A 24621-nucleotide genomic window follows, 5' to 3' on the forward strand; every position below is an offset into this window, starting at 1 on the left:
CATGTGCGGACGCATGCAGCGGCGCATTGCGCGCCGCCAGGTGGTGTCCGATTGCCCCCTTGGGCGCCGTGGCGGCGCCAGCCACCGCAGCATAGGTGGAACGCGGGCAAAGAAAAAGGCGCCCCACTGGGACGCCTTTTCGAATAAATGGTCGGGGTGGCGAGATTCGAACTCGCGACCACTACACCCCCAGCGTAGTGCGCTACCAGGCTGCGCTACACCCCGACGAGCTAACGATTGTAGCAGCTTCGCCCTGCCCTGCGGAAGCAGGATCAGCGGCGGAGCAGCGTAAGCACCTCTTCCAGTTCCAGGCGAACCTGGCGCACGATCTGGTGCGACATGCTGGCTTCCATGCGGGCCTGGGGGCCCTCAAGGCGGGCGCGGGCGCCCGTGATGGTGAAGCCTTCGTCGTACAGCAACGAGCGGATCTGGCGGATCATGAGCACGTCATGGCGCTGGTAATAGCGACGGTTGCCGCGGCGCTTGACGGGCTTGAGGGCGGGAAATTCCTGCTCCCAGTAGCGAAGCACGTGCGGCTTGACGCCGCAAAGCTCGCTGACCTCACCAATGGTGAAGTAGCGCTTCGCCGGAATGGCGGGGAGTTCGGTGTTATTCCCTGGATCCAGCATAGCCCTCGACTCTTACCTTGAGTTTCTGGCCAGGACGGAAGGTGACAACCCGCCGGGCCGAGATGGGGATTTCTTCGCCGGTCTTCGGATTACGACCGGGCCGCTGATTCTTCTGCCGCAGATCGAAGTTGCCGAAACCCGACAACTTCACCTGTTCACCTTTCTCGAGGGCCTCGCGGACGACCTCGAAATAGGCGTCTACGAATTCCTTGGCCTCACGCTTATTGAGGCCCACGTCGAGGAAAAGCCGCTCGGCCATTTCCGCCTTGGTCAGCGCCATCTTATCCTCGCAATCTCGCCTTGCATGTCTGCTCCAATGCCTTCACCGCGTCTGCCACGCAAGCGTCGGCATCGTCGTCGGTAAGGGTGCGTGAAGCGTCCTGTAAAATCAAGCCCATAGCGAGACTCTTTCGCCCTTCCTCGACGCCCTTGCCCACATAGCGGTCGAACAGGCGGACCTCCTTGAGCACCGCGCCCAGGGCGGCGCGCACGGCACCCTCCACGCTCGCCCAGGCCACGTCATCGGGCAGGTCCATGGCGATATCGCGGCGAACGGCCGGGAAACGGGCCACGCGCGAAGCGCTGGGCATGCGCCGCGACAGGATCGGCGCGAGTGCCAACTCCATCACATACACGTCGGGGCCGAGGTCGAGTGCCTTGGCCAGCGCCGGGTGCAGCGCACCCAGGAAACCGGCCGGCTGGCCATCGCGCAGCACGCGGGCACTGCGGCCCGGGTGCAGCCACGCCGGCAGGCCGTCGGCGTCGACCGACCACAGCTGGGCTTCGCCGGTATGGGCGATAAGCGCATCCAGGTCACCCTTCAGGTCGAAGAAATCGACCGGACGCGAGGCCTCGCCCCACTGCTCGCCGCGGGCATTGCCGGAGGCGACGACGGCCACGCGGCCAATCTCATCCGGGGCGCCACCGGTCGCATGAAAGCTGCGGGCCACCTCGAACAGGCGCACACGATCCTGCTGGCGCGCGCGGTTATGCCGCAGCGCCTCGATCAGGCCGGGCAGCAGCGAGGTGCGCATCACGGCCAGGTCGGCCGAAAGCGGGTTGGCCAACGGTACCCAGCCGGCAGCCAAGTGCCAGGTCTTGAGCAGGTCGGCACTCACAAACGAGAGCGTTACGGCCTCGAAGTAACCGCGGGCCGCGAGCTGGTCGCGCAGGGCCATCTCGGGCAGGCGCGCCTCGGCCACCGGCTCCAGCGCGATCTTGCCGGCCGGGGTGGTGGTCGGGATGCGCTCGTAGCCGTGGATGCGGGCGACTTCCTCGATCAGGTCTTCTTCGATCTCGATATCGAAGCGGCTGCTGGGCGGGGTCACCTTCCAGCCATCCACGATTTCTTCCACGCCCATGCCGAGCGCCGTGAAGATGCGGGTGACTTCAGCGGCGGCCACATCGATGCCGAGCACGCGGCGCAGGCGGGCGTGGCGCAGCAGCACCGGCGCGTGATCGCGCAGGTCTTCGCTACGTTCGGCCACGGTGACCGGGCCCGCGTTGCCGCCGGCGATCTGGATCAACAGTTCGGTGGCGCGCTCGATGGCGCGCTTGGGCAACGCCGGATCCACCCCGCGCTCAAAGCGGTGCGAGGCGTCGGTGTGCATGCCGAGCTTGCGGGCACGGCCCATGATGGCGGCCGGCGCGAAGTGCGCGGCTTCCAGGAACACGTTGCGGGTGGCGTCGGTGACGCGCGAATCAAAACCACCCATGACGCCGGCAACGGCCAGTGCCTTCGCTTCATCGGCGATAACGACGAAGGACGAGTCGAGCTTGGCCTCACTGCCGTCGAGCAGCTTGAGCGTTTCGCTCTGGCCGGCGTGGCGAACCACGATCGAGCCGTTGAGCTGATCGTTATCGAACGCGTGCAGGGGCTGGCCCAGCTCCATCATCACGTAGTTGGTGACATCGACCACCGGGCTGATCGGGCGCAGGCCCGAACGGCGCAGGCGCTCGGCCATCCACAGCGGGGTGGCGGCCGTCGTGTCCACACCCTCGATGATGCGGCCGAGGTAGCGCGGCGCATCGGCGCCGGCTTCCAGCCGGACGCCACGCGTGCTACCGGTGGTAGCGGCGATCTCGGTGGTGCCGGTGCCACGCACACGGCTGCCGAACAGCGCGGCCACGTCATGAGCCAGGCCGTTGAGGCCGAGCACGTCGGGGCGGTTCGGGGTGATCTTCAGTTCGATGCTGGCATCGGGCAGGCCCAGGTACTCAGCGAGCGGCTTGCCCACGGGCGCATCGGCGGGCAGCTCGAGCAGGCCGGAGGCATCGGCATCGATACCCAGCTCCTTGGCGGAGCAAAGCATGCCAAACGATTCCACGCCACGCAGCTTGGCCGCCTTGATGGCGATGCCACCCGGCAGGCTGGCGCCGACGGTGGCCAGCGGCACGCGGATACCGACACGGGCGTTCGGCGCACCGCAGACGATCTGCAGCAGCTCGCCCTGCCCCGCATCCACCTTGCACACCTGCAGGCGGTCGGCTTCGGGATGCTTGGCGGCTTCGACGATCTCGGCCACGACAACGCCGTTCAGGCCATCACCAAGGGCGGTGACCTCTTCGACTTCCAGGCCCGACATGGTCAGTGCGTGCACCAGCGCCGCGCGATCCGCGTCGATGCTTACCAGTTCACGCAGCCAGTTTTCAGAGAATTTCATGGGAGCGACTCGTATGCGTTAAGGGCGGTTTTCGATCAGGCGAACTGACGCAGGAAGCGCAGGTCGTTTTCGAAGAACGCGCGCAGATCGCTCACGCCGTAGCGGAGCATCGCGAAGCGTTCCACGCCCAGGCCAAACGCGAAGCCGGTGTAACGCTCCGGGTCGATACCGCAGTTCTTCAGCACGGTGGGGTGCACCATGCCGCAGCCCAACACCTCGAGCCAGCGCGTGCTGCCGTCTTCGGCGTCCCAGCGGATATCCACTTCGGCCGAGGGCTCGGTGAAGGGGAAGTAGCTGGGGCGGAAACGCATCTCGAAATCGCGCTCGAAGAAAGCACGAATGAATTCGGCCAGCGTGCCCTTCAGGTCGGCGAAACTGGAGGTTTCATCGACCAGCAGGCCCTCGATCTGGTGGAACATGGGCGAGTGGGTCTGGTCGGAATCGCTGCGGTACACCTTGCCCGGCGCGATGATGCGGATCGGCGGCTGGCGCCCCTGCATCGAACGGATCTGCACCGGCGAGGTATGCGTACGCAGCAGGCGGCCGTCACCAAAGTAGAAGGTGTCGTGCATGGCGCGCGCCGGGTGGTGCGGCGGGAAGTTGAGCGCTTCGAAGTTGTGCCAGTCGTCTTCGATTTCCGGGCCATCGGCGCGCTGGTAACCCAGGCGGCCAAAGATGTCGGAAATGCGCTCGAGCGCACGGGTAATGGGGTGGATGCCGCCGTATTCGCCATCGCGGCCCGGCAGGGTCACGTCGATGCGTTCGGAGGCCAGGCGGCGGTCAAGCTCAGCCTGCTCCAGCGCCTGCTTGCGGGCGCCAATGGCATCGGTAAGGCGCTCCTTGACCCGGTTCACCTCGGCGCCGCGCGCCTTGCGCTCGTCACCGGTGAGCTGGCCCAGGGCCTTGAGGGCGGCGGTTACCGCACCGTTCTTGCCCAGCAGGGCGACACGCACGTTATCCAGCGCCTCCAGGGAGGCTGCCGATTCGATATCGCGCAGGGAGGCGTCGACGTTCTCGATCGATTCCATCGGTTTTCCTGACGTGGAAATAGAAATGGGGAGAAGGCAAGGCCTTCTCCCCACGTCATCCATCATCGCGCGATAAGACTACCGCGCGTGGTAAAGCGGATTACGCAGCCAGACTGGCCTTGGCCTTCTCTGCGATAGCGCCAAACGCCTTGATGTCGTGCACGGCGAGGTCGGCGAGGACCTTGCGGTCGACCGAGATGTTCGCCTTCGCCAGGCCGTTGATGAGGCGGCTGTACGAAAGGCCGAACTGGCGGGCAGCGGCATTGATACGGACGATCCACAGGGCGCGGAACTGACGCTTGCGCTGCTTGCGGCCGATGTAGGCGTACTGGCCAGCCTTGATGACGGCCTGGTTAGCTACGCGGAAAACCTTGCGGCGGGCGTTGTAATAACCCTTCGCACGGCCAATGATCTTCTTGTGACGACGACGGGCGGTTACGCCGCGCTTAACACGTGCCATGACTTAGTCTCCCTTAGAGATACGGCAGCATCCGAGCCACACCCTTGGTGTCGCACGGCTTGACGTGGTTGGGAGCGCGCAGGCCGCGCTTACGCTTGGTCGACTTCTTGGTCAGGATGTGCGACTTGAAGGCGTGACCGGCCTTGAACTTGCCGGATGCGGTCTTGCGAAAACGCTTCGCAGCCGCCCGGTTGGTCTTGATCTTGGGCATCGGAGTGCTCCCTTTTCAGGTTTCTGACTGATCCGGCGGCGGGCCCTGGGGACCTGCGCTTTCCTTCCTGCCGGGGACGGTTCACGGCCCATCCATACGGGCCGAGCCGGCGATTGTACACAGGAATTAAGGGTTTGTGTAGGCGCGCGCCCAACAAAAAAGGGCGCCGGGGCGCCCTTTTCTGGATCAGACCTTCTTCTTCGGGCCGATCATCATGACCATCTGGCGGCCTTCGAGACGGGGGAAGGACTCCACCACGCCGTCTTCGCCGATATCGGCCTGGATCTTCCTGGCCAGGTTCTGGCCCAGATCCTGATGGGACATTTCGCGGCCACGGAAACGGATCGTTACCTTGACCTTGTCGCCTTCCTCAAGGAACTCGCGCATCTTGCGGAGCTTGATGTCGTAATCGCCCGTATCGGTGACCGGGCGGAACTTCACTTCCTTGATTTCGACCTGCTTCTGCTTCTTCTTGGCGGCAGAAGCCTTCTTCTGGGCTTCGAACTTGAACTTGCCGTAATCCATGATCTTGCAGACCGGCGGATCGCCGTTCGGCTGGATTTCGACGAGATCCATGCCTAGCTCTTCGGCAGCCTTGATGGCGTCACGGGTGTCCATGATGCCCAACTGCTCGCCTTCGGCACCCAGCACGCGCACCTTCGGCACGCGGATCTCAGCGTTCTTGCGATTGCCCTTGTTATCGGTCGTAGCGATACCGCTATCCTCCAGAAGATTTATCTAAGTACCGGACCCGCGGCCTAGCGGCGGGTCTCGGCTTCCAAACGTTCGGCGAACTGGGCCACGGTCATGTTGCCCAGGTCCTCTCCGCCACGGGTGCGTACCGATATGGTACCCGTTTCTTTCTCGCGATCGCCGACCACGATGAGATACGGCACCCTCTGCAGCGTGTGCTCGCGGATTTTATATCCGACTTTTTCGTTGCGCAAATCGGCGTTCACCCTGAAACCTTGTCCGCCAAGGGCTTGCGCCACGTCTTGCACATAATCGGCCTGTGCATCGGTGATGCTGAACACCACGGCCTGAATGGGGGCGAGCCAGGTGGGAAGCAACCCGGCGTGATGCTCGATGAGGATGCCGATGAACCGCTCCATCGAGCCCACGATGGCCCGGTGCAGCATGACCGGGTGCTGGCGCTGGCTGTTTTCATCCACATATTCGGCGCCCAGGCGTTCGGGCATCATGAAATCGACCTGCATGGTGCCCACCTGCCAGGCACGGCCGATCGAATCCTTCATGTGGTACTCGATCTTGGGGCCGTAGAAGGCGCCCTCGCCCGGCAGCTCCTCCCATTCCACGCCCGCGGCGGAGAGCGCCTTGCGCAGTGCATCTTCGGCCTTGTCCCACACCTCATCCTTGCCGATGCGCTTTTCCGGGCGCAGGGCAATCTTCATGGCGATGTCGTTGAAGCCAAAATCCTCGTAGACCTTCATGGCCTGGGCGTGGAACGCCGCGACTTCGCCCTCGATCTGCGCCGGCGTGCAGAAGATGTGGCCATCGTCCTGGGTAAACGCACGCACGCGCATGATGCCGTGCAGCGCGCCGGAGGGCTCGTTGCGGTGGCAACCACCGAACTCGCCGTAGCGGATCGGCAGGTCGCGGTAGCTATGCAGGTTGGTGTTGAAGATCTGGATGTGGCCGGGGCAATTCATCGGCTTCAGCGCATAGGTGCGCTTTTCCGATTCGGTAAAGAACATGTTCTCGTGGTAGTTGTCCCAGTGGCCGGACTTCTTCCACAGGCTCACGTCCATGATCTGCGGGCCGCGCACTTCCTGGTAACCGCTCTTCTTGTAGACGCCGCGGACGTACTGCTCCACCGCCTGCCAGATCGCCCAGCCCTTGGGGTGCCAGAAGATCATGCCCGGCGCTTCTTCCTGCATGTGAAACAGGTCGAGCTGCTTGCCGATGCGGCGGTGATCGCGCTTTTCGGCTTCTTCCAGCTGGTGCAGGTAGGCCTTGAGATCCTTGTCGTTCAGCCACGAGGTGCCGTAGATGCGGGTCAGCATCTCGTTGTTGGAATCGCCGCGCCAGTAGGCGCCGGCCACCTTCATGAGCTTGAACGCGCGCAGCTTGCCGGTGTTGGCCACGTGCGGGCCACGGCACAGGTCGGTGAACTCACCCTGGGTGTAGAGCGAAAGCTCTTCGTTCGCCGGGATGCTTTCGATGATCTGGGCCTTGTATTCCTCGCCCAGGCCGCGAAAGAACGTAATCGCCTCGTCGCGGCTCTTCACCGAGCGCGTGACCGGGATCTGTTCCTTCACGATCTTCTCCATCTCGGCCTGGATGGCGTCGAGGTCATCGGGCGTGAAAGGCCGCTCGTAGGCGAAATCGTAGTAGAAGCCGTTATCGATAACCGGGCCGATCGTGACCTGCGCGCCGGGGAAAAGGCGCTGCACGGCCTGGCCCAGCAGGTGGGCCGTCGAATGGCGCAGGATATCGAGCGCCTCGGGGCTCTTCTCAGTGATGATCTCGAGCTTCGCATCGTGATCGATAGGGAAGCTGGCATCCACCAGCTTGCCGTCGACCTTGCCAGCCAGCGTGGCTTTGGCCAGGCCGGCGCCAATGGAGGCGGCAACATCCTGGACGGTAACAGCGTGGTCGAACGGGCGCTGGCTGCCGTCGGGTAGCGTGATCTGGATCATGGGGTGTGAATTCCGGACAAACAAAAAGGGCGCCAGGCGCCCTTCGGGAAACAACGAAGACGTGGCGGGGGGCTCAGGTTGGGAAGCGCGTAGTCCGCATGTCGCACACTCGGCCGGCGTTACCGCGGGCCACCTTTTCGTTGGGGTTACTACGTTAAAGCTAAGTCTTGTGGGGGTTGGTGTCAATCAGGGCCAAGGCGCCCCAACAGACCGGAGGCGCGCTGGGTCTTGCGGGCCACGGCATAGGCCAGGACATCGGGCGCCGCCAGCAGGGTGAAATGGCGGCGGGCGCGGGTGACCCCGGTATAGACGAGTTCGCGGGTGAGTACGGGGGATGGCTCAGGCGGCAATGCCAGTGCCGTGTGCTCGAACTCTGAGCCCTGCGACTTGTGCACGGTCATGGCGTAAACCGTTTCCACGGCGGTCAGCCGGCTTGGCGTCACCAGGCGGACACGTTCGCCATCACCTTCATCCATGACCAGGAAGGCCACGCGCAGGACAGTACCGCCCTGCCCATCCGGCATGGCAAGGGTGACGCCGATATCGCCATTCATCAGCCCAAGCGCGTAGTCATTGCGCACGATCATCACCGGCCGGCCTTCGTACCAGCCCGTCGTGGCGCGGATGAGCCCCCGATCGAACAGCCCCTGCGCGATGCGCTCATTCTGAGTCACCACACCGGCATCGCCGGCGCGCGTGGCGCATAACAACTGAAAACGGCCGTAGGCGACAAGGGCGCCGCGCGCCCACGCCATGTGCGCGTCATCGCCAGCGCCCGCAACGGGGCGATGGGCAGCGATCCATTCGAGATAGTGGCGGTGCCCAGGAGCATCGCCACGGCCATCGATCGACAGCGCCGCGACACCGGCGGACGTACCCGACATGCGACTGATATCGGCGAACATGCCACTGGCGAACGCCGCCGCAACGGCAGGCACGTCGCCCTGGTTAATCGCGCCCGCCAAGGCGCCGATACCGCTTTCGCTGCCGAAGCGGCGGCTTCGCCGGAGCATGGTGATGTGCTGGTCGAGCGGCCAGGCGCTGGCTGCATCTGTCCATGCCGTCACATCGGCGGCCGCCACATCGAGCAGCCATGTCCGCGTGGCCTCATCGTAATGGCCGGGTTCGGCACGTGCGCACAGGTCGCCAAGGACGGCGCCCGCCTCCACGGAGGAAAGCTGGTCCTTGTCGCCCAGCAGGAAAAGCCGCGCGCCCGCCGGAAGCGCGTCGAGAGTGGCCGCCATCATTTCCAGGTCGATCATCGATGCCTCGTCGATGACGAGAACATCGACGTGCAGCGGGTTATCGGCGTTGTGCAGGAACGCACGGGTGTCCGGGCGGCTACCCAGCAGACGATGCAGCGTGGTGACTTCGGCCGGTATGCCTTCGCGTACCGCGGCATCGACATCCAGCTGCGCCACCTGCGCGGCGATGGATGCATTCAGGCGTGCGGCCGCCTTACCGGTAGGCGCCGCCAGCCGGATTCGCAAGCGCGGCTGGCCTGCTGCCACGGCCAGCGTCTGCAGCAGGCCGAGAAGGCGCACGACGGTCGTGGTCTTGCCGGTGCCGGGGCCACCTGTTATCACGGCGAACGCGCTACGCGCAGCGATGGCGCAAGCGATCTTCTGCCAGTCGATATCCTCGCCAGCGCCCGCAGCGGGGAACAACCGTCCCAGCTCTTCGCGCAAGCCAGCGGGAACGGCCACTGGCGCAAGCCGCGCCACGATGGCGGCGGCGACACGCGCCTCGTCGCGCCAGAACCGGCGGAGATAGAGCAGCGAACCATCCAGCACGAGGGGTGATGCAGGTTCGCCACCGGGCAAGGCGACGAGCGGCGAGCTGGCCAGCCAGCCGGATGCACCGGAAAGGCCGGGCTCACGCTCGCCCAACGTGCTGACATCGACGCAGATGTGGCCTTCGGCAAGCTCACGGCTGAGCAGAGCCGCCGATGCGAGTACGCGAGGATCAGCCTGGGGATCCAGCGTACCAAGGAAGCGCGCGAACGCCCTGTCCATGGCCCGGAGCCTTCCTTCCTCAGCGGCACGATCGAGCCACGCATGGATGTCGGTGATCATGCGGCCCCCCCCTGGAACAGCTGATCCATGGCGTCGATCATCGCCTTGGGTGGCCGCTCGACGTGTACGCCATGGCCATGCCCATCCATGCCGCGCAGGTAGAGGTAGGCGGCACCGCCGATATGCGTGTCGTAATCGTAGGCAGGCCCGAGGCGACTACGCAGCAGGCGATGCAGCGCGAGGAGATACAGCGAGTACTGCAGCTCATACCGTGAATCCAGGATGGAAGCGCGCATGGCCTCGGCCGTGTACGCATGCTGGTCGGGGCCCAGCCAGTTCGATTTGTAATCGATGATGTACCAGCGCCCGTCATGTTCGATGATCAGGTCGATGAAGCCCTTGAGCATGCCGTTGAGCGTATCGCTGGTAAGCGCAACGCGTGATAGGCCCTCCAGGGTGTGTTCGCGCACGATGCGGTCAAGCGCAACCGTATCCACGTGGCGCGTCTCGAACAGGAACTCGAGTTCGGCGCGGTAACGCGACGGATCATCAAGTTCGGCAAGCGCCACGGCCCCGCCATCGGGCAGTGGCATCGGCGTGCGCAGCAGCTGGAGCAGCCAGTCGGCGAGGAGATCGATCGCACCCTGCCAACCACGGCGCTCGCAGCGGCGGGCAACCGTATCACGCAGGCGCGCGGGGTCGCCTGCGACCATGGCAAACCCCTCCTCGGCGATCCATTCGAGCAGGTCATGCAGGAACGTGCCCGCGTCTGCACCTCGGTGGAAGCCATGAATGCTATCGGGATCTGCCACCGTCGCGACCGGCTCGCTGACGTACTCGGCGATGACATCATCGCTGGCGGTTTCCGGCACCGGAAATTCCGGCGCCGCCTCGTCGTAACGGAGGCCGCTATAGCTGGCGATGCGCCAGGGTTCGGCTCGGGCGAGCCTGGGTTCTCGCGGAGGCAGCGGCTTGTCGTCGCGCACGGGCGGCAGGTAGCGGCGATCGTCCGGCGCCGGCATGTAATCGACGGCCACCGAAGGCTGCCCCTGGGCGAGGGATGTCAGCAGCCCGGCGAGGGCTCCGTTGTCAATTTCCACGCCGCCTGTCAGCAAATGGCCGAAGGCGCTGCGGTGCACCTGCGGCTTCTTCGCGTTGCCGGCCGCCACGGGCGCCACACCGAGCCAGCAGGCGTGACGGGCGCGGGTCAGCGCCACGTAGAGCAGGCGCAGGTCCTCCTGCAAGGCCGCACGCTCGGCGGCCTCCTTGGCCTCCGACACGGCCGGGCCACCCTGCTTCTCACTGAGCAGTTCGAGCGAGATGCCCTCGCCATCGTGATAGCGGTAACCCTGCCCCGAACGCGACCTGCCGCTGGCGCAGACAAACGGCAGGAACACCAGCGGGTATTCCAGGCCCTTGGATTTGTGGATGGTGATGACCTTAACGAGGTCATCGTCGCTTTCGAGCCGCACGATCTGGTCGTCGCCATGGTGGCTCGCCGTATCGGTGATGCGCTCGGCGAGATAGCGGATCAGCGCCTGTTCGCCTTCCAGTGCCGCTGCCGCCTGCTGTAGCAGTTCGGCCAAGTGCAGCACGTTGGTCAACGCACGCTCGCCATGCTCCATGGCAAGCAACCGCGCGGGCAGGTCGAAGACATGCAGCAGCCGGTGAAGCATGGCTAGCACGCCGGCATGGCGCCATGTCTCGCGCAGCTCCATGAGCTCCCTGCCGCGCGCCTCCCAGTGCAACTCATCGGTATTCAGGCGCTCCAGTTCGGCAAAGCCAAGGTGCAGCGTGCGCGTGGCTAGCGCCGCCCGCATGGCGGTATCGGACGACGGCTCCGCGACAGCGCGTAGCCAGAAGAGCAGGTCCCCCGCCTCCACGCTTTCCCACACCGAGTCGCGATCGGACAGGAACACGCTGCGCACGCGGCGTTCGCCGAGCGCCGCGCGCAACTCGGATGCCTCGGCATGACTCCGGACCAGCACCGCGATATCGGCCGGACGCAGCACCCGTAATTCACCGTCGTCACCCAGGAAGCCCGCTGTGCCACGGGCGGCCTCATCAAGCAGGCGCACGATCTCGCTGGCGCAAGCCGCAGCCATCTCCATGCGGTAGAAGCGCACGCCGATGGGTTGCTCGTCATCAAGCAGCCACACGTGCAAGGCGGCCTGTGCGGCACCGTTGCGCACGAAGCGCTCACCACGCCCGCGCGCGCGTACCGGCGCGAATGGGAGGCCGCGATCGTCGAAATGGAACGCGCCGGTAGCATGCCGTTCACCATTCGAAAACAGCGCATTGACCGCATCGACCATGCCCGTCGTGGAGCGGAAATTCGTATCCAGGCTGTAATGCGGCGCATCGGCTTCGGCGCGCGCCGCAAGGTAGGTATGGATATCCGCACCGCGAAACGCGTAGATGGCTTGTTTGGGATCGCCGATCAGCAACAGCCCTGACTCGCTGGCCGCGCGGTACACCGTGCGGAAAATGCGGTACTGCAGCGCATCGGTATCCTGGAATTCATCGATGAGCGCGAGTGGATACTGGCGGCGGATGGTCGCGGCGAGGTCCGTGCCTGCCGGCGTGGCCAGCGCACGGTCCAGTCGCGACAGCAGGTCGTCGAATCCGATCTGCGCACGCCGGCGTTTTTGGGCTGCGAACCGTTCGCGCACCCGCTCCACCGCATCCGCCAGGATGACGTGCCGCACGGCCACGCGCGACGCCTGCCATTCCGCCCAGTGTTCAAGGGCGGCGAACGCCGGATGTTCAGGGCGCGTCTTGCCCTTGCCCGTTGCCTTGCCCAGGCGGGCGCTGCCGTAACGTGCGATATCGAAACCGCCCGCGTCTCCGGACGCCGCCCAGCGGCGCATCGCCATCATGTCCGCGGGTATGCGATCGGGCTTGTACCAGCCGTTGTGCAACACCTTGCCAGCGACGGCATCGGTAACCTGCTTGCTTATCGCATCGGCATCGCCACCCCACGCACGCGCAGCGATCGCCATACGTTCGCGATCCTCATCATCCCAGGCACGGCGAGCCGCCAGTAAGGCTTCCAGCCCCTCACCCACGGCCAGAACGGCACCATCGACGCGCAGCGTCGCCTCGCCGCCAGCCAACAGCGGCTTGAGCGAGCGCAGAAGGTCGTCGGGTGTACGCCATTCGGACTGGATAGCGGCGAGCGTGGCTTCGTCCAGCGGATAAAATGTTTGCCGCCAGTAATCGCGCACGCACTCCGCGAGGAGCTCGCTCTCGTCAGGCTCCAGCGTCTGCGCAAAGGCATGCCCGCTGCCGAACGCATGCTGGGTGAGCATGCGCTGGCTCCAGCCGTGGATGGTGAAGATCGCGGCTTCATCCATCCATTGCGCGGCCAGCTCAAGGCGGCGCGCGCAAGCCGGCCGCTGTTCGGGCGCATAGGCACCGATGAGCTCATCCAGCAGCGGTTCGCCAGCCGCGCCGGCGCGAAAGCCTGTGGCAGCCTCGACCAGGCGTGCGCGGATACGCTCACGCAACTCCTGGGTTGCCGCCTCGGTGAATGTCACGACGAGAATCTGCGGGGGCAGCAGTGGCTGCGGCAAGCCATGGCCCAGTACCGCGCGTACGTAAAGCGCCGCAATGGTCCATGTCTTGCCCGTGCCGGCGCTGGCTTCGATAAGGCGCACGCCATGGAGCGGCAAGGCCAGTGGCTGCAGTGGTTCGACGGCGAACATCATGCCTGCTCCACCTTCAGCGCGCTGCGGAACGTGCGGAAGATGCCAAGCTGGTTCACGAAGCCAGCGGCCAGCATGGTGTCGAAATCCGGCCACGCACGTGCGAGGTAGGGGTCGCCATCCACCTCGCCCCGGGCGAATTCATCGGCCGGGGCGTAGGCGCGCCGCGCGGCGGCTTCGGCGGCCTCATCGTCACCCGCGGCGATCCAGGCAAGCGCCGTCTTCATGGCGACGGGAAGCGGCCGCGACATGCCCGCGCGCCACGCGCGCAACAGCGTACCCAGCGCTTCAATCGCAGCATCGCGCTCCATGGGTTCCATCACGATCGTTCCGTCGGGGCCGATGTAACGCGTCTCCACCGCAAACCCCGCGGCTTGTGCCACCAAGTGATCAACCCACGGCATGACCACGCGGTGCGCCAGTGGACGGCCTTCCGTGTCGAGTACGCCCGACGGCGAGACGAGCAGCGCGGCGAGCGCACCTTCGGCGTTCGCGCGCAAGCCCGCGAGCCAGTCTTCGATGCGAATGCCATCGATCGACAGACGGACCTCGCACTTTTCCGCTTCTACTGGCCAGCGCCGGCGCTCGGCCACGTATCGGCCATAAACGGCAGCCGCGCCTTCTTCGAGTTCGCGCCGCACGGGCCCTGCAAACCCGCCCATCGGCAGCATGCCACTGCGTTGCAGGCGGGCCGTGGCCGCGGCGATGGCCGTGCCCGATGATTGCGTTTCACGCAAGGCTGCACGCAGGACCGCGTCGGTCATGGTGTACCGATCAAGGCCATCCAACGCAAACGGCTCCAGCGCCTCGCTGGCAACATCCGGAAGCTCGAAGCGCACGCCAAGGCGCGCCTGGAAAAATTCGCGGACCGGATGGCGAAGGAAGCGACGCAGCGTTGCCAGGCCAATCGCACGATCCGCTGACCATGGCGGCAGGCTATCGCCCGCCGTGGCCGCAGCGCCATCATGCACGTGGCGCCACTCGTTAGCATAAGTAAACAGTCTGTCGTCGCCGGCACGGAAATACATCGGGCTGAATGGCTGCAACGGATGTTCAACGGTAAGCCGGTGCAAGAGTTTGCCACCCTCCGCATCGCGCCATGCCGCGGCAAGGTAATCGCGCAGCTGCCCCACCAGCACCGAGGGTGCGCGCTCGGCGTTGTCGCGCGCACTGCGCCCTACCCAGCCGATATGTAGTGCATCACGCGCGGAAAGGAGCGCCTCGAGGAAGAGGTAACGATCATCCTCGCGGCGCGAGCGATCACCAGGCCGCCATGCGCCCGGCCGCGCCATGAGATCGAAATCCATGGGCGGCCGCGCTCGCGGGTACGCTCCGTCGTTCATACCGAGCAGGCACACGAGGCGGAAAGGAATGGCACGCATGGGCATGAGCGTGCCAAAACTCACCGCGCCCGCGAGGAAACGCTTGGAGAGCCCGCCGTCATCGAGCTGGCCAAGCCAGGCCTCGCGAACCACATCGACCGGAATGGGCTCATCGAAGCCAGCCTCCAGGCAGGCACGCTCCCACGCATCGAGTGCATCGAGCAGACGCTCCTCGCGCATGCGGTCATCGGGATCGGTAGGCCGGAAGAAATCACGCAACAAGGCTCGGAGCCGCTCGCCCCAGACCGCCGCGGGCGCAGGCAGCGCCATGGCACGCCAGTGCGCCCCTAGCCGCTCCACCAGATCGGCAAGCGGGCCGACAAGCTGCGCATCGAGCCCACCCACTTCGCCATAAGGCTCGATGTCGCCCCATGCCTCGCCCTGGCCTACCGCGTACCCAAGCAGCATGCGGCGCAGGCCGAACAGCCAGGTGTTCTGTTCCAGGGCGGGCAGGCCCAGGGAAGCACGCTGCTCCGCATCGAGCCCCCAGCGGATGCCCGCACCCTCCACCCAGCGATGGAGTAGCGGCAAGTCGTCATCGCCGAGGCCGAAACGCTGCCGCAGGGCCGGGACATCGAGCAGGTCCGCCAAATCGCCCGCGCCGAAGCGGGATTCGATCATGCCCATGAGCATATCCAGCGCCATCACCATCGGGACCGTGCCGCGTGACGCGCGATCGGCAATGCTGTAGGGCACATAACGTGCGTCGTTCCGGGGCACCCGGCCGAAGACAGCATCGATGTGCGGTGCGTACGTATCGATATCCGGCACCATGACGATGACGTCACGCGGCAAGATCGGTTCGCCGCCGCGTGCCGAAGCCTCGAAGCGAGCCAGCAACTGGTCGTGCAGAATTTCGACCTCCCTCTGCGGGCCGTGCGCAACGTGGAAGGCAATGGAATCATCACCCGAGGTCACTTCGACCGGGTCAGCTGGCAACGGCTCCAGATCAAGGATCGCGCCCTGCACCTGGCCCAGCAGCGACGTCGACGGTGGATCCTCAAAGAAATCGATGCGCTCGTCCCACGCCGTGAACCGCTTGCGGTAGGTCTCCGGGTGATCGAATTCATCGAGCATGCGTATGTAATCGCGCCCCTGCTTTCCCCATGCAGCGAGCAGTGGATTGGCGTAGAGGTGCAGGTCGCCCTCGTCCGGCATGGCCGGGACACCTGGCTTGGCCTGCTGCCGGCGGCGTTCCGCGCGAAGCAACTCACGATCGTCGACGATATCGGCCCAGTAGTGCCGGCAAGGGTTCAATACGACCAGCACGACCTGCGACCAGCGCGACAACGCCGACAGCGCCTCGAGCGTCTGGCGTGGCAGCGACGACATTCCGAACACCACGATGCGCCGCGCCAGTGCCGCCGGCCGCACGGTGGCCGTGGCCGCGGCTTCGAGGAACCTGGCGTGCACGGCCGCGCGGTGTCCATCAGCCTCGGCCGGCCCGACATCCTCGAGCAGCCGCCGCCAGAGCGCTGCCTGCCAGCGATCGCCCTCCGCCATCGGGGCTTGACCACCCCGCGCATCGCGCATGACATCGTGCCCGGCGGCCCAGTCATCGAGCCAATCGGCGCGATACACCTGGTAGCCGTCGTAGAGATCGGCGAGGCGCTCAGCCAGTTGGTGGCATTTGCGCGCATCGCCGCCGTCGCCCAGGAATACGGCAAGCGGTTCGAATATCGATTCGCGCGCCAGCGCCGGCAGCAACCGCATCAGGCGCCAGATAAGCCGGGACTTGTCGAACGGCGATTCCGGCGGCACCGCGTCGCGGCCCAGTACGGCCCGGTACGCATCCCAAAGGAACCGTCCGGGCAGCTCCACGTGCACCGCGGCGGCGATGCCCAGCCCGCCATCGGCCTCCGCCCGCGCCAGAGCAAGGCGAAACCATTGTGCGATACCGTTGGACTGGACCAGCACGCGTTCATCCTCCAGCGGACGAAGCGGGGCCTGGCGGAGCCAGCCCACCAGGATATCGCGCAGATCTTCGAGGCGATTGCCGTGCAGGACCATGAGGCCTGGTTCGACGGGGTGCGTTTCGTTCAAGTGCCAGCTCCGTCGGCGGGGTGGATAACACGGGCCATCGTGGCTGAAACAGATCTCACGTGACGAGACCTCAGAACGGCTTCGCCACCACGAGGTACACGATGGCAAGTAGCACAAGCACCGGCAATTCGTTGCCGATGCGCAGCGCCTTCGACGAAGGCAGCGGGCCACCCGCCATGCTGCGCTTGAGCGCCCTGCCCGTCCAGATGAAGTACCCCAGCATGAGCACAACCAGCGCGAGCTTGGCGTGCAACCAGCCGCCCGCGATTCCGAAATACAGCCATAGCGCTAATCCGAAAATGAGCGCCATGCCGAACATGCTGTGGCCGAACTTGTACAAGCGGCGCCCCATGAGCTCCAGCCGCGCCTTGACCGCCGCGGGCTCGCCTTCCGCCTCCTTGATGTTCACCAGGATGCGCGGCAGGTAAAACACCGTGGCCATCCAGGCGATGACGAAGACGATGTGCAGGGATTTGATCAACAGGTAAGCCATCGGCGGCGCTCCCTTGGAAAGGCATGAGTGTAGCCCGCCGGCGGCTTACCGAGGTGCGGCAGGGAGCCTCATGGGAGGCGCATGACCTGGTACATGGCCTGCGCACCCGCGAAGCCAAGCGTACCGCCGAGTGCGGCAATGGCCGTGATCATGCCCCACAACCGGTGCCGGTACCGGATGAGATCCTGGACATCGCACTCGACGACGCGAAGGCGCCGGTCGATATCCTTGGTGTCGTGGCTCACGATACCTACGGCCTGCTCGATGTCGCCTGCTCGAGTTTCCAGCCGCTCCAGACGACCTTCCACCCGGTCAAGGCGGGTATCCAGGCGCTGAAAGTTCTCATTGGTGCGGCGTACGTGATCATCGAACCGGCTGAGGAACGCATCGAAGCGGGCATCGGAGCGCGCCATGCGCTCCTGCAGGCAGGTCCAGTCAGCGGCGGATAAGGCCCATTCGGTCATGGCTTTGGCATCCAGGCGGGGGGAGCCACAAGCATCCGCATCAGCGCGGGATACGAACAGGCGCCGGCGCTCGACAGGACACGTAGGAAAGCGCTGACAAACGCGTCAACGACTCAGAACCGGTCCGTGGTGGCCAGGTAGCGCCACTGGCCGGGCTCCATGCGAGACATGGAGATACGCCCGGCGCGGAGCCGCTTGATCCCCAGGACCTGTAGCCCAACCGCATCGCACATGCGCACCACGGTCTCTGGCGAAATACGCTTCAGTGCGAAGCGCAGGTGTGTTTCGTTCTGCCAACTCACCTTGATCGGCGGTAGCGCATAGTTATCAAACACCAGGCCATGGTTAAGCAGCGCCAGGCCATTCGGCGCGAGGCGGCCGGAAACTTCGACGACGAGCTCTTGCTCGATACGCTCAAAGTCTTCCTGCAGGCGCCGCTTCACCCGCCAATCCTGGGTGAACACCACCAGCCCGCTGGCCATGTCGGGCAACGGCAATACGGACTCAAGCCGGGCGAAGTGCCGGTGCAGGAGCCGAACCCCCGATGGGTCGTGCTCGATATGGTTTTCGACTCGCACGAGCGCCCTCGCGTCATCCGCGCTCATGCCTGCCGGCTTGTTCAGCACCATGGATGCGGGCTCGGGGGGCGTCAGCTTCGCATTGGGATCAATCTCGATGCGCTCATCCAGCACCTTGAACTGCGGCTGCTCCACGACCACGCCATCGACGCGCACCCAGCCGCCCTCGATATACATTTCGGCATCGCGGCGCGAGCACTGGGCCAGCGCGGCCACGCGCTTGGCAAGGCGGATGGGTTCGTTCATCAGGGAGACCCCGGGGCCAGGCAAGAAAAAAGGAGCCGCAGGGGCTCCTTAGTCGTCATCTTCGTCCCACATTTCCTATTGAGGAAAGTGGTGGGCGGTACAAGGATCGAACTTGTGACCCCTACCATGTCAAGGTAGTGCTCTACCGCTGAGCTAACCGCCCGAAGAGCTGCGCAGTTTACCGATGCCCGGCGGCGGGCGCAAGAGGGGCCGGATAAATTGAGTCCGGCCCGCCCGGCTCAGCGGAGCGCCCGCTCACGCAGCCTGTGGATTTCGTCGCGGACCTTGCCGGCCTCCTCGAATTCAAGATTCTGGGCGTGCTTGTACATCCGCGCCTCCAGCTTCTTGATCATCGAGCCCACCTGCTCCGGATTCAGGGCGCTGTAGTCGGCGGCCGCCTCGGCCACCTTCTTCGCTTCCTTGCCCTTCTTGCCCTTGCCCCGCGAGCCAAAATCGGAGCGCGCGCCTTCCATGATATCGGCAATACGCCGGACCACGGTCTTGGGGGTAATGCCATTGGCCTCGTTGTATGCAACCTGACGCTCACGGCGACGCGCCGTCTCGTCCATCGCCTCCTTCATGGACCCGGTGATCTCATCGGCATAAAGGATTGCCTTGCCGCGGACGTTTCGCGCCGCACGGCCGATCGTCTGGATCAGCGACCGCGTGGAACGCAGGAAGCCCTCCTTGTCAGCATCGAGCACCGCCACCAGCGATACCTCGGGCATATCCAGGCCCTCGCGCAGCAGGTTAATTCCCACGAGCACGTCGAATTCGCCCAAGCGGAGGTCACGGATAATCTCCGTACGCTCCACCGTCTCGATATCGGAATGCAGGTAGCGCACCTTCACATCGTGCTCGGACAAATAGTCCGTGAGGTTTTCCGACATGCGCTTGGTAAGCGTCGTGACCAGCACGCGATCGCCCATGGCGATACGCTTCCGGATTTCGCCAAGGAGGTCGTCCACCTGGGTCCGGACCGGCCGCACTTCCACTTCCGGATCGATCAGGCCCGTGGGGCGCACCACCAGCTCGACGATGTTGTTATCCGAATGCTCCAGTTCGTACTTGGCAGGCGTGGCCGACACGTAAATCGCGCGCGGCGCCCGGCGCTCCCACTCGTCGAACTTGAGCGGACGGTTATCCATGGCCGATGGCAGGCGGAACCCGAACTCAACCAGCGTCTCCTTGCGCGAGCGGTCACCTTTGTACATGGCGCCAAGCTGCGGCACGGTCACGTGCGACTCGTCGACCACCATCAAGGCGTCCGGCGGCAGGTAATCGAACAGCGTGGGCGGCGGCTCGCCCGGCCCGCGCCTGGTCATGTGCCGCGAGTAGTTCTCGATGCCCTGGCAGAACCCGACCTCGGCCATCATTTCCAGATCGAAGCGAGTGCGCTGCTCCAGGCGCTGGGCCTCGACCAGTTTGTTATCCCGGTAAAGCTGCTCCAGCCGCTCGGAAAGCTCGACCTTGATGGTTTCCATCGCATTGAGCACGCTTTGCCGCGTCGTCGCGTAATGCGTTTTCGGATACACGGTCCAGCGAGGCACTTTGCGCAGCACTTCGCCCGTCAGCGGATCGAACAACGACAGGTTTTCCACATCGCCGTCGAAGAGTTCAATACGCAGTGCTTCGGCTTCCGATTCCGCCGGGAACACATCGATGATTTCGCCGCGCACGCGATAGGTGCCGCGCCGCAATTCCATCTCGTTGCGGACATATTGCAATTCCGTGAGCTGGCGGATCAGTGCACGCTGGTCCACGTGATCGCCCCGGGACAGGATAAGGCGGAGGCTCATGTAATCCTCGGGATCACCGAGGCCATAGATGGCCGATACCGTGGCCACGATCAATGCATCCTTGCGTGAGAGCAAGGCCTTGGTCGCCGCCAGTCGCATCTGCTCGATGTGATCGTTGATGCTCGAATCCTTCTCGATGAAGGTATCCGATGCCACCACGTACGCTTCGGGCTGGTAGTAATCGTAGTAGCTGACGAAATACTCCACTGCGTTATTCGGAAAGAACTCCTTGAACTCGCCGTAGAGCTGCGCTGCCAGGGTCTTGTTCGGCGCCAGCACGATCGTCGGCTTCTGGACCTTCTCGATTACATTGGCAATGGTGAAGGTCTTACCCGAGCCGGTCACGCCAAGGAGCGTCTGCGAGGCGAGCCCCGCTTCAAAACCATCGGTCAGGCGGCGAATGGCCTCGGGCTGGTCACCGGAGGGCTGGTACGGTGAGACGAGCTGGAAACGGTCAGTCATGGCCGACAATATGCTGGCGAAAGCCTTGAGTTTAAAGGCGCTGCGCCTACACGGCGTGAGGCAGGCGGCTGACAGATGCGCGGCCTGACCTGCGCGATGCTGGGGAGCCCTGCCCGGATATCGCCATGCCTCGCCACCAGCGTGCCTTCACCCTCACCGAGCTCGCCGTGGTCGCGCTGATTCTCGCCCTTGCAGCGGCCCTTTCCGTGCCTGCGCTCGGCAACGCGATAGCCCAGGCCCGCCTGCGCACGGTGGCCGACACACTGGCTGATGACCTGGCTTCGGCCAGGCGGGCCGCCATCACGCGCGGGGGCGACATCACGATCTGCCCCAGCCGCGGCGGCCGTCGGTGCACGCCAGGAGCAAGCTGGCACCATGGCTGGATTATCCGCCACGGTGTTGTCGTCCTTTCGGCGCATGACCGCCTTCCGGGACGGCTCGCGAGCCACACATCCGGGGGCCACGACCGCATCGCGTTCGATGGGGGCGGCCGGTCGCCTGGCACCAATGCCACGATCACGCTGTGCGTCCGTAAACGGCCAGCCACGGCCATTTCCTTAGTCAATTCGGCGGCGGGCCGCATCCACGCCGAGCCTGCTGAAGCGCCTGCGGCAGGCGCCTGTGCGCGGTCGGGTGAAAACAATCGTTAAGAACGCTTGACAGCCCCCCGCAAGATCCACAAAATACGTGGCTCCCCGCCCGAATAGCTCAGCCGGTTAGAGCACTTGACTGTTAATCAGGGGGTCGTTGGTTCGAGTCCAACTTCGGGCGCCAAATTTAAAAGGCCGTGCAGCGATGCGCGGCCTTTTTCTTTGGCTCAGGAAACAGGTAACGGGATGTGGATCCAGTGACCTGCCTGGCTCTCCCGGAACACTTTTACAGCACGGCCGCGGTTCTTCAACGCGGTAGCTGATGAAAAGGCAAACGCGACCGCCTGCCCTTCACGCGCAAACTCGGTGCGCTCGCCACCGGGTACAACCACACGCCACATGCGCTCATTCATGGCCGGGAAAAAGATAAACACCGGCAGCACGCCCATCTTGTCATTCATTTGCTGCGGCGCCTGCGGAGTTCCATGCGAACATTCCAGGAGGTTTCGCCAACTAGCTGCACGGCGCTGATCAGGTCGAGCTCGGAAACGCCGAGAACCCGCGTCCAATAATTCACATCGGACGGACGGGCCAGATCGACCCGCGCGAGGTCGGCAGGCCGGGATGGGACAAGTTTGACGGGCATAACCTAGCCTCGGCCGGAAAGAACACTTGTCCCACCTCGGGTGTTACGTGCGTGTTACGCCCGGCACTAGCTCTCGATCTGCGTAATTGACACCACTTTTCCGCCGACGACCTCGACCTGCACACTCTTTCCGCCCTGGAAGTATTCCAGCCGGTAACCCTGCAAGCCGCCCCTCGACGTTTCGATGGGCGTTTCACGATCTGGCTTGCCAGCGACCTGGCGCAACCGCCCCTCACTGTCGCCCGTACTCACCACCTGGGAATTGACGCGCCAGGTATCGGAAGCGATGGCGGGCACGGCAAGGGCTGCGAGGAACAGCCCGACGATGACTCGCTTCATGCGTATCTCCTTGTCATGGTGTGGGGCAGCCTACGCCGCCCGTTCGGCAGCAACAAGTTGCGAAAGTGACGCCCCACAGGTGGCGTTCAGGGCGCTCGCCAGCACTTGCAGCACATGCCGACCTAATGTGCAGGGAACTAGATTGGGCCAACATCCCTTGCCGGAGCCTCCGCATGCTGCTTCACCGCCCTGGCAAGTCAGCATGCGCCGCCGCCCTGCTGTGCGGCGCAAGCATCGCGACGGCAGCCACCGTGCCGACCGACAACCCACGGCTAACGGCGATGGACAAGGCGCTCGATGTGGCTGCCACCACATTCTTCAGCAATACCTGCCACGCGGGCCTGTCTGTCGCCGTCGTGACGCCCGAGGGAAGCCGCGTATACGACTACGGGCTTGCGAACCGCGCAACCGGTGCGCCACCGCGGCCCGACAGCGTGTACGAGATCGCCTCGGTGACCAAGAGCTTTACCGCCGCACTGGCCGCTTATGCCGTTTACAGCGGCAAGATGTCGCTTGACGGGGACTTTCGACGGTATCTATCGGGCGCCTACCCCAACCTTACGCGCGATGGCCACCCCGTAACGCTTGCAGGCCTGCTTACGCACCGCTCAGGCATGCCGCGCGATATCCCCGACACCGATGCCGTTTATGCCGCGCAGGATCCGCGCGCGCTTCCTGCGGGTCTCATAGCGCTGGCACAGGGCCAGAATGGAAAGACGTTTCTCAGCGCGCTGAAGAGCACGCCGTTACGCAGCATCCCAGGCGCCGTCGAGCAGTACTCAAATGCCGGGTTCCTTCTGATCGGAGCCGGGCTCGAGCACATCTATGGCGTGCCCTATGCCGACCTCCTCAAGAAGCAGATCCTTGAACCACTACGCATGGCCTCCACGACGCTTGCACTTACCCCCGCATTGAAGGCGCGGCAGGTGACGGGTTACGACATGTTTGGCGAGCTGGCACCCGATCACCCGGCCAACGCCGGTGCGGCTTGGGGCATCTGGTCAACCCCTGAAGACCTTGCCCGGTACGTGCGCTGGCAACTGGATAGCGCGAATCCGGTGGTCGCCCTGTCCCACAAGCCGCTTGTGCACGGCACCGACGAGGATATCGCCATGGCCTGGCACCTTGAGCAGGCGCGAGGGGAGCCCATCATTTCCCACGGCGGCGGCAGCTTCGGGACCTCAAGCCAGATGGTGCTGTTCCCTCACAGCAACCAGGGCTTCGCACTGCTTGCCAACGACACCTGCAAGGGCACGGAAGGCGCACTCAAGAAACTGGCGATCGACGCGCATTTCGCCGTCGCCCCGTAAGAGCGAGGACTCCGCCTACACGCGAAGCCGACCTCAGAAACTCCTCGGTGTATCGCCTCGCCTAGCCACATCTTGAGGCGACTCTCAGGGCTTCGAGACGTTCGGGTTGCCGGCAATGTACCAACGCCATAGCAAGTCAGTGCCCTCACGGATGCCGATGCGCGCAGAGCCGGGAACGTTCTCCGGCGCCGGTGTTCCGTCATCGAGCACGGTGTAACCGTCGCGCGCGCGAACCAGATCAATGCCGTTCTGCTCGCCCGTGATACCCAGCGCCTGGGTCAGCCTGGCCGGCCCGCTGCATAGCTCCTTATCACGCCGGATTTTCGGCCGGGCCGCGCGCATCAGGTCCAAACCGGCTATTGGTTCCAGCGCGCGAATGAGTACGCCATTCCCCTCGCCCTCGTCGCCGCACACGGTGTTGGCGCACCAGTGCATGCCGTAGGTGAAGTACACATACATATGCCCGGCCGGGCCGAACATCACGGCGTTTCGTTTTGTCTTCCCACGATACGTATGGGCCGCCGGATCGATAGCACCCACGTAGGCTTCGACCTCGACGATGCGCCCCGCGCGGCCGTCCGCGCAGGCGAGCACCTTGTTCAACAGCTGTGGCCCCACCTCACGCGCATCGCGCTCGAAGAAGGATCGCGGAAGGATGTCGCCGGGCCAGGTCGTTCGACGACGCGCCATCAGGGATCGCGCGCCTCGCCGTCGCTATCAGGCTCGGGGCCTGGGCGCTCCACCGGCTCGTGGTCATACGGCGGCGGCGCGGTACCTGGCAGTGGGAGGTCGGTATCGGGAACGGGGCGATGGGGTCGGGGCATGGGGTCCTCCTCGCGCCGCCGCCAGGGCGCCGCGCATCCCGCCATGCTACCCAAGGATGCGCGGCAACGTGA

At 64.7% G+C, this 24621-nt stretch carries 22 protein-coding genes and 3 tRNA genes; 3 read left to right on the forward strand and 22 right to left on the reverse strand.

Annotation, left to right across the window (positions count from 1 at the left end):
* Window positions 1-148: 148 nt before the first annotated feature.
* The 17 genes from ABIE56_RS05520 to uvrB form a co-directional block, all read right to left on the reverse strand.
* Window positions 149-225, reverse strand: a tRNA-Pro gene (locus ABIE56_RS05520).
* A 47-nt stretch (window positions 226-272) separates the two neighbouring features.
* A complete protein-coding gene (locus ABIE56_RS05525) occupies window positions 273-629 on the reverse strand; it encodes a MerR family transcriptional regulator (protein WP_036114913.1) in 357 nt (118 codons plus the stop codon).
* A complete protein-coding gene (gene ihfA / locus ABIE56_RS05530) occupies window positions 610-909 on the reverse strand; it encodes an integration host factor subunit alpha (RefSeq protein ID WP_144909793.1) in 300 nt (99 codons plus the stop codon). Before ihfA ends, ABIE56_RS05525 begins: the two co-directional genes overlap by 20 nt.
* Window position 910: 1 nt before the next feature.
* Window positions 911-3292: a phenylalanine--tRNA ligase subunit beta gene (gene pheT, locus ABIE56_RS05535; RefSeq protein ID WP_429242827.1), complete on the reverse strand. Its 2382-nt coding sequence runs from the start codon at window positions 3290-3292 to the stop codon at window positions 911-913.
* 35 nt (window positions 3293-3327) lie between these two features.
* Window positions 3328-4320 carry a phenylalanine--tRNA ligase subunit alpha gene (gene pheS, locus ABIE56_RS05540; RefSeq protein WP_429242828.1) on the reverse strand — a complete coding sequence of 331 codons (993 nt, stop codon included), beginning with the start codon at window positions 4318-4320 and terminating at the stop codon, window positions 3328-3330.
* Between the two features lie 100 nt (window positions 4321-4420).
* Entirely contained in the window at window positions 4421-4780 is a 360-nt protein-coding gene (gene rplT, locus ABIE56_RS05545; protein WP_072322974.1) for a 50S ribosomal protein L20, read from the reverse strand.
* Window positions 4781-4793: 13 nt separating this feature from the next.
* On the reverse strand, window positions 4794-4991 hold the full coding sequence (gene rpmI / locus ABIE56_RS05550; protein ID WP_045831437.1) for a 50S ribosomal protein L35: 198 nt from the start codon (window positions 4989-4991) through the stop codon (window positions 4794-4796).
* A gap of 186 nt (window positions 4992-5177) precedes the next feature.
* On the reverse strand, window positions 5178-5705 hold the full coding sequence (gene infC / locus ABIE56_RS05555) for a translation initiation factor IF-3 (RefSeq protein ID WP_429242946.1): 528 nt from the start codon (window positions 5703-5705) through the stop codon (window positions 5178-5180).
* 44 nt (window positions 5706-5749) lie between these two features.
* The gene (thrS, locus tag ABIE56_RS05560) at window positions 5750-7651 is read right to left on the reverse strand and encodes a threonine--tRNA ligase (RefSeq protein WP_429242829.1); all 1902 of its coding nucleotides are present in this window, start codon (window positions 7649-7651) and stop codon (window positions 5750-5752) included.
* Window positions 7652-7833: 182 nt separating this feature from the next.
* The gene (gene recD, locus ABIE56_RS05565) at window positions 7834-9726 is read right to left on the reverse strand and encodes an exodeoxyribonuclease V subunit alpha (RefSeq protein ID WP_429242830.1); all 1893 of its coding nucleotides are present in this window, start codon (window positions 9724-9726) and stop codon (window positions 7834-7836) included.
* Entirely contained in the window at window positions 9723-13376 is a 3654-nt protein-coding gene (recB, locus tag ABIE56_RS05570) for an exodeoxyribonuclease V subunit beta (protein ID WP_429242831.1), read from the reverse strand. Before recB ends, recD begins: the two co-directional genes overlap by 4 nt.
* Window positions 13373-16798: an exodeoxyribonuclease V subunit gamma gene (recC, locus tag ABIE56_RS05575; RefSeq protein ID WP_429242832.1), complete on the reverse strand. Its 3426-nt coding sequence runs from the start codon at window positions 16796-16798 to the stop codon at window positions 13373-13375. Before recC ends, recB begins: the two co-directional genes overlap by 4 nt.
* Before the next feature lie 70 nt (window positions 16799-16868).
* Window positions 16869-17291, reverse strand: a complete 423-nt coding sequence (locus tag ABIE56_RS05580; RefSeq protein ID WP_429242833.1) for a CopD family protein — start codon at window positions 17289-17291, stop codon at window positions 16869-16871.
* A 68-nt stretch (window positions 17292-17359) separates the two neighbouring features.
* Entirely contained in the window at window positions 17360-17755 is a 396-nt protein-coding gene (locus tag ABIE56_RS05585; RefSeq protein WP_429242834.1) for a hypothetical protein, read from the reverse strand.
* Window positions 17756-17868: 113 nt separating this feature from the next.
* The gene (locus ABIE56_RS05590; RefSeq protein ID WP_429242835.1) at window positions 17869-18579 is read right to left on the reverse strand and encodes an rRNA pseudouridine synthase; all 711 of its coding nucleotides are present in this window, start codon (window positions 18577-18579) and stop codon (window positions 17869-17871) included.
* A gap of 88 nt (window positions 18580-18667) precedes the next feature.
* A tRNA-Val gene (locus ABIE56_RS05595) sits at window positions 18668-18742 on the reverse strand.
* A gap of 76 nt (window positions 18743-18818) precedes the next feature.
* Entirely contained in the window at window positions 18819-20840 is a 2022-nt protein-coding gene (gene uvrB / locus ABIE56_RS05600; RefSeq protein WP_429242836.1) for an excinuclease ABC subunit UvrB, read from the reverse strand.
* Between the two features lie 125 nt (window positions 20841-20965).
* Here uvrB and ABIE56_RS05605 point away from each other — a divergent pair, with 125 nt between their 5' ends.
* On the forward strand, window positions 20966-21490 hold the full coding sequence (locus ABIE56_RS05605; RefSeq protein WP_429242837.1) for a GspH/FimT family protein: 525 nt from the start codon (window positions 20966-20968) through the stop codon (window positions 21488-21490).
* A 47-nt stretch (window positions 21491-21537) separates the two neighbouring features.
* Window positions 21538-21614: transfer RNA gene (locus ABIE56_RS05610), tRNA-Asn, on the forward strand.
* Window positions 21615-21657: 43 nt separating this feature from the next.
* Here ABIE56_RS05610 and ABIE56_RS05615 read toward each other — a convergent pair.
* From ABIE56_RS05615 to ABIE56_RS05625, 3 genes are all read right to left on the reverse strand, one after another.
* Window positions 21658-21891: a hypothetical protein gene (locus tag ABIE56_RS05615; protein WP_429242838.1), complete on the reverse strand. Its 234-nt coding sequence runs from the start codon at window positions 21889-21891 to the stop codon at window positions 21658-21660.
* Complete coding sequence (locus ABIE56_RS05620) at window positions 21888-22076, reverse strand: DUF3606 domain-containing protein (RefSeq protein ID WP_429242839.1); 189 nt, start codon at window positions 22074-22076, stop codon at window positions 21888-21890. Before ABIE56_RS05620 ends, ABIE56_RS05615 begins: the two co-directional genes overlap by 4 nt.
* Window positions 22077-22142: 66 nt before the next feature.
* On the reverse strand, window positions 22143-22415 hold the full coding sequence (locus ABIE56_RS05625; RefSeq protein ID WP_429242840.1) for a DUF2845 domain-containing protein: 273 nt from the start codon (window positions 22413-22415) through the stop codon (window positions 22143-22145).
* A gap of 173 nt (window positions 22416-22588) precedes the next feature.
* Here ABIE56_RS05625 and ABIE56_RS05630 point away from each other — a divergent pair, with 173 nt between their 5' ends.
* A complete protein-coding gene (locus ABIE56_RS05630) occupies window positions 22589-23725 on the forward strand; it encodes a serine hydrolase domain-containing protein (RefSeq protein WP_429242841.1) in 1137 nt (378 codons plus the stop codon).
* A gap of 84 nt (window positions 23726-23809) precedes the next feature.
* On the opposite strand, the gene ABIE56_RS05635 is transcribed toward ABIE56_RS05630, so the two are convergent.
* Together ABIE56_RS05635 and ABIE56_RS05640 are read right to left on the reverse strand one after the other, a co-directional pair.
* Entirely contained in the window at window positions 23810-24415 is a 606-nt protein-coding gene (locus ABIE56_RS05635; protein WP_429242842.1) for a DNA-3-methyladenine glycosylase, read from the reverse strand.
* Window positions 24415-24549 (reverse strand): hypothetical protein, encoded by a 135-nt coding sequence (locus ABIE56_RS05640; protein ID WP_429242843.1) that lies wholly within the window; start codon window positions 24547-24549, stop codon window positions 24415-24417. Before ABIE56_RS05640 ends, ABIE56_RS05635 begins: the two co-directional genes overlap by 1 nt.
* Window positions 24550-24621 lie beyond the last annotated feature (72 nt).

The sequence above is a fragment of the Luteibacter sp. 621 genome, from assembly GCF_050435445.1.
Lineage (GTDB): Bacteria > Pseudomonadota > Gammaproteobacteria > Xanthomonadales > Rhodanobacteraceae > Luteibacter.

What these genes read in the sequence shown, in the direction of transcription:
- ABIE56_RS05525 (WP_036114913.1), bottom strand. Translation starts at nt 629, where the DNA reads ATGCTGGATCCAGGGAATAACACCGAACTCCCCGCCATTCCGGCGAAG.
- ihfA (WP_144909793.1), bottom strand. Translation starts at nt 909, where the DNA reads ATGGCGCTGACCAAGGCGGAAATGGCCGAGCGGCTTTTCCTCGACGTG.
- pheT (WP_429242827.1), bottom strand. Translation starts at nt 3,292, where the DNA reads ATGAAATTCTCTGAAAACTGGCTGCGTGAACTGGTAAGCATCGACGCG.
- pheS (WP_429242828.1), bottom strand. Translation starts at nt 4,320, where the DNA reads ATGGAATCGATCGAGAACGTCGACGCCTCCCTGCGCGATATCGAATCG.
- rplT (WP_072322974.1), bottom strand. Translation starts at nt 4,780, where the DNA reads ATGGCACGTGTTAAGCGCGGCGTAACCGCCCGTCGTCGTCACAAGAAG.
- rpmI (WP_045831437.1), bottom strand. Translation starts at nt 4,991, where the DNA reads ATGCCCAAGATCAAGACCAACCGGGCGGCTGCGAAGCGTTTTCGCAAG.
- thrS (WP_429242829.1), bottom strand. Translation starts at nt 7,651, where the DNA reads ATGATCCAGATCACGCTACCCGACGGCAGCCAGCGCCCGTTCGACCAC.
- recD (WP_429242830.1), bottom strand. Translation starts at nt 9,726, where the DNA reads ATGATCACCGACATCCATGCGTGGCTCGATCGTGCCGCTGAGGAAGGA.
- recB (WP_429242831.1), bottom strand. Translation starts at nt 13,376, where the DNA reads ATGATGTTCGCCGTCGAACCACTGCAGCCACTGGCCTTGCCGCTCCAT.
- ABIE56_RS05580 (WP_429242833.1), bottom strand. Translation starts at nt 17,291, where the DNA reads ATGGCTTACCTGTTGATCAAATCCCTGCACATCGTCTTCGTCATCGCC.
- ABIE56_RS05585 (WP_429242834.1), bottom strand. Translation starts at nt 17,755, where the DNA reads ATGACCGAATGGGCCTTATCCGCCGCTGACTGGACCTGCCTGCAGGAG.
- ABIE56_RS05590 (WP_429242835.1), bottom strand. Translation starts at nt 18,579, where the DNA reads ATGAACGAACCCATCCGCCTTGCCAAGCGCGTGGCCGCGCTGGCCCAG.
- uvrB (WP_429242836.1), bottom strand. Translation starts at nt 20,840, where the DNA reads ATGACTGACCGTTTCCAGCTCGTCTCACCGTACCAGCCCTCCGGTGAC.
- ABIE56_RS05605 (WP_429242837.1), top strand. Translation starts at nt 20,966, where the DNA reads ATGCCTCGCCACCAGCGTGCCTTCACCCTCACCGAGCTCGCCGTGGTC.
- ABIE56_RS05615 (WP_429242838.1), bottom strand. Translation starts at nt 21,891, where the DNA reads ATGAATGACAAGATGGGCGTGCTGCCGGTGTTTATCTTTTTCCCGGCC.
- ABIE56_RS05620 (WP_429242839.1), bottom strand. Translation starts at nt 22,076, where the DNA reads ATGCCCGTCAAACTTGTCCCATCCCGGCCTGCCGACCTCGCGCGGGTC.
- ABIE56_RS05625 (WP_429242840.1), bottom strand. Translation starts at nt 22,415, where the DNA reads ATGAAGCGAGTCATCGTCGGGCTGTTCCTCGCAGCCCTTGCCGTGCCC.
- ABIE56_RS05630 (WP_429242841.1), top strand. Translation starts at nt 22,589, where the DNA reads ATGCTGCTTCACCGCCCTGGCAAGTCAGCATGCGCCGCCGCCCTGCTG.
- ABIE56_RS05635 (WP_429242842.1), bottom strand. Translation starts at nt 24,415, where the DNA reads ATGGCGCGTCGTCGAACGACCTGGCCCGGCGACATCCTTCCGCGATCC.
- ABIE56_RS05640 (WP_429242843.1), bottom strand. Translation starts at nt 24,549, where the DNA reads ATGCCCCGACCCCATCGCCCCGTTCCCGATACCGACCTCCCACTGCCA.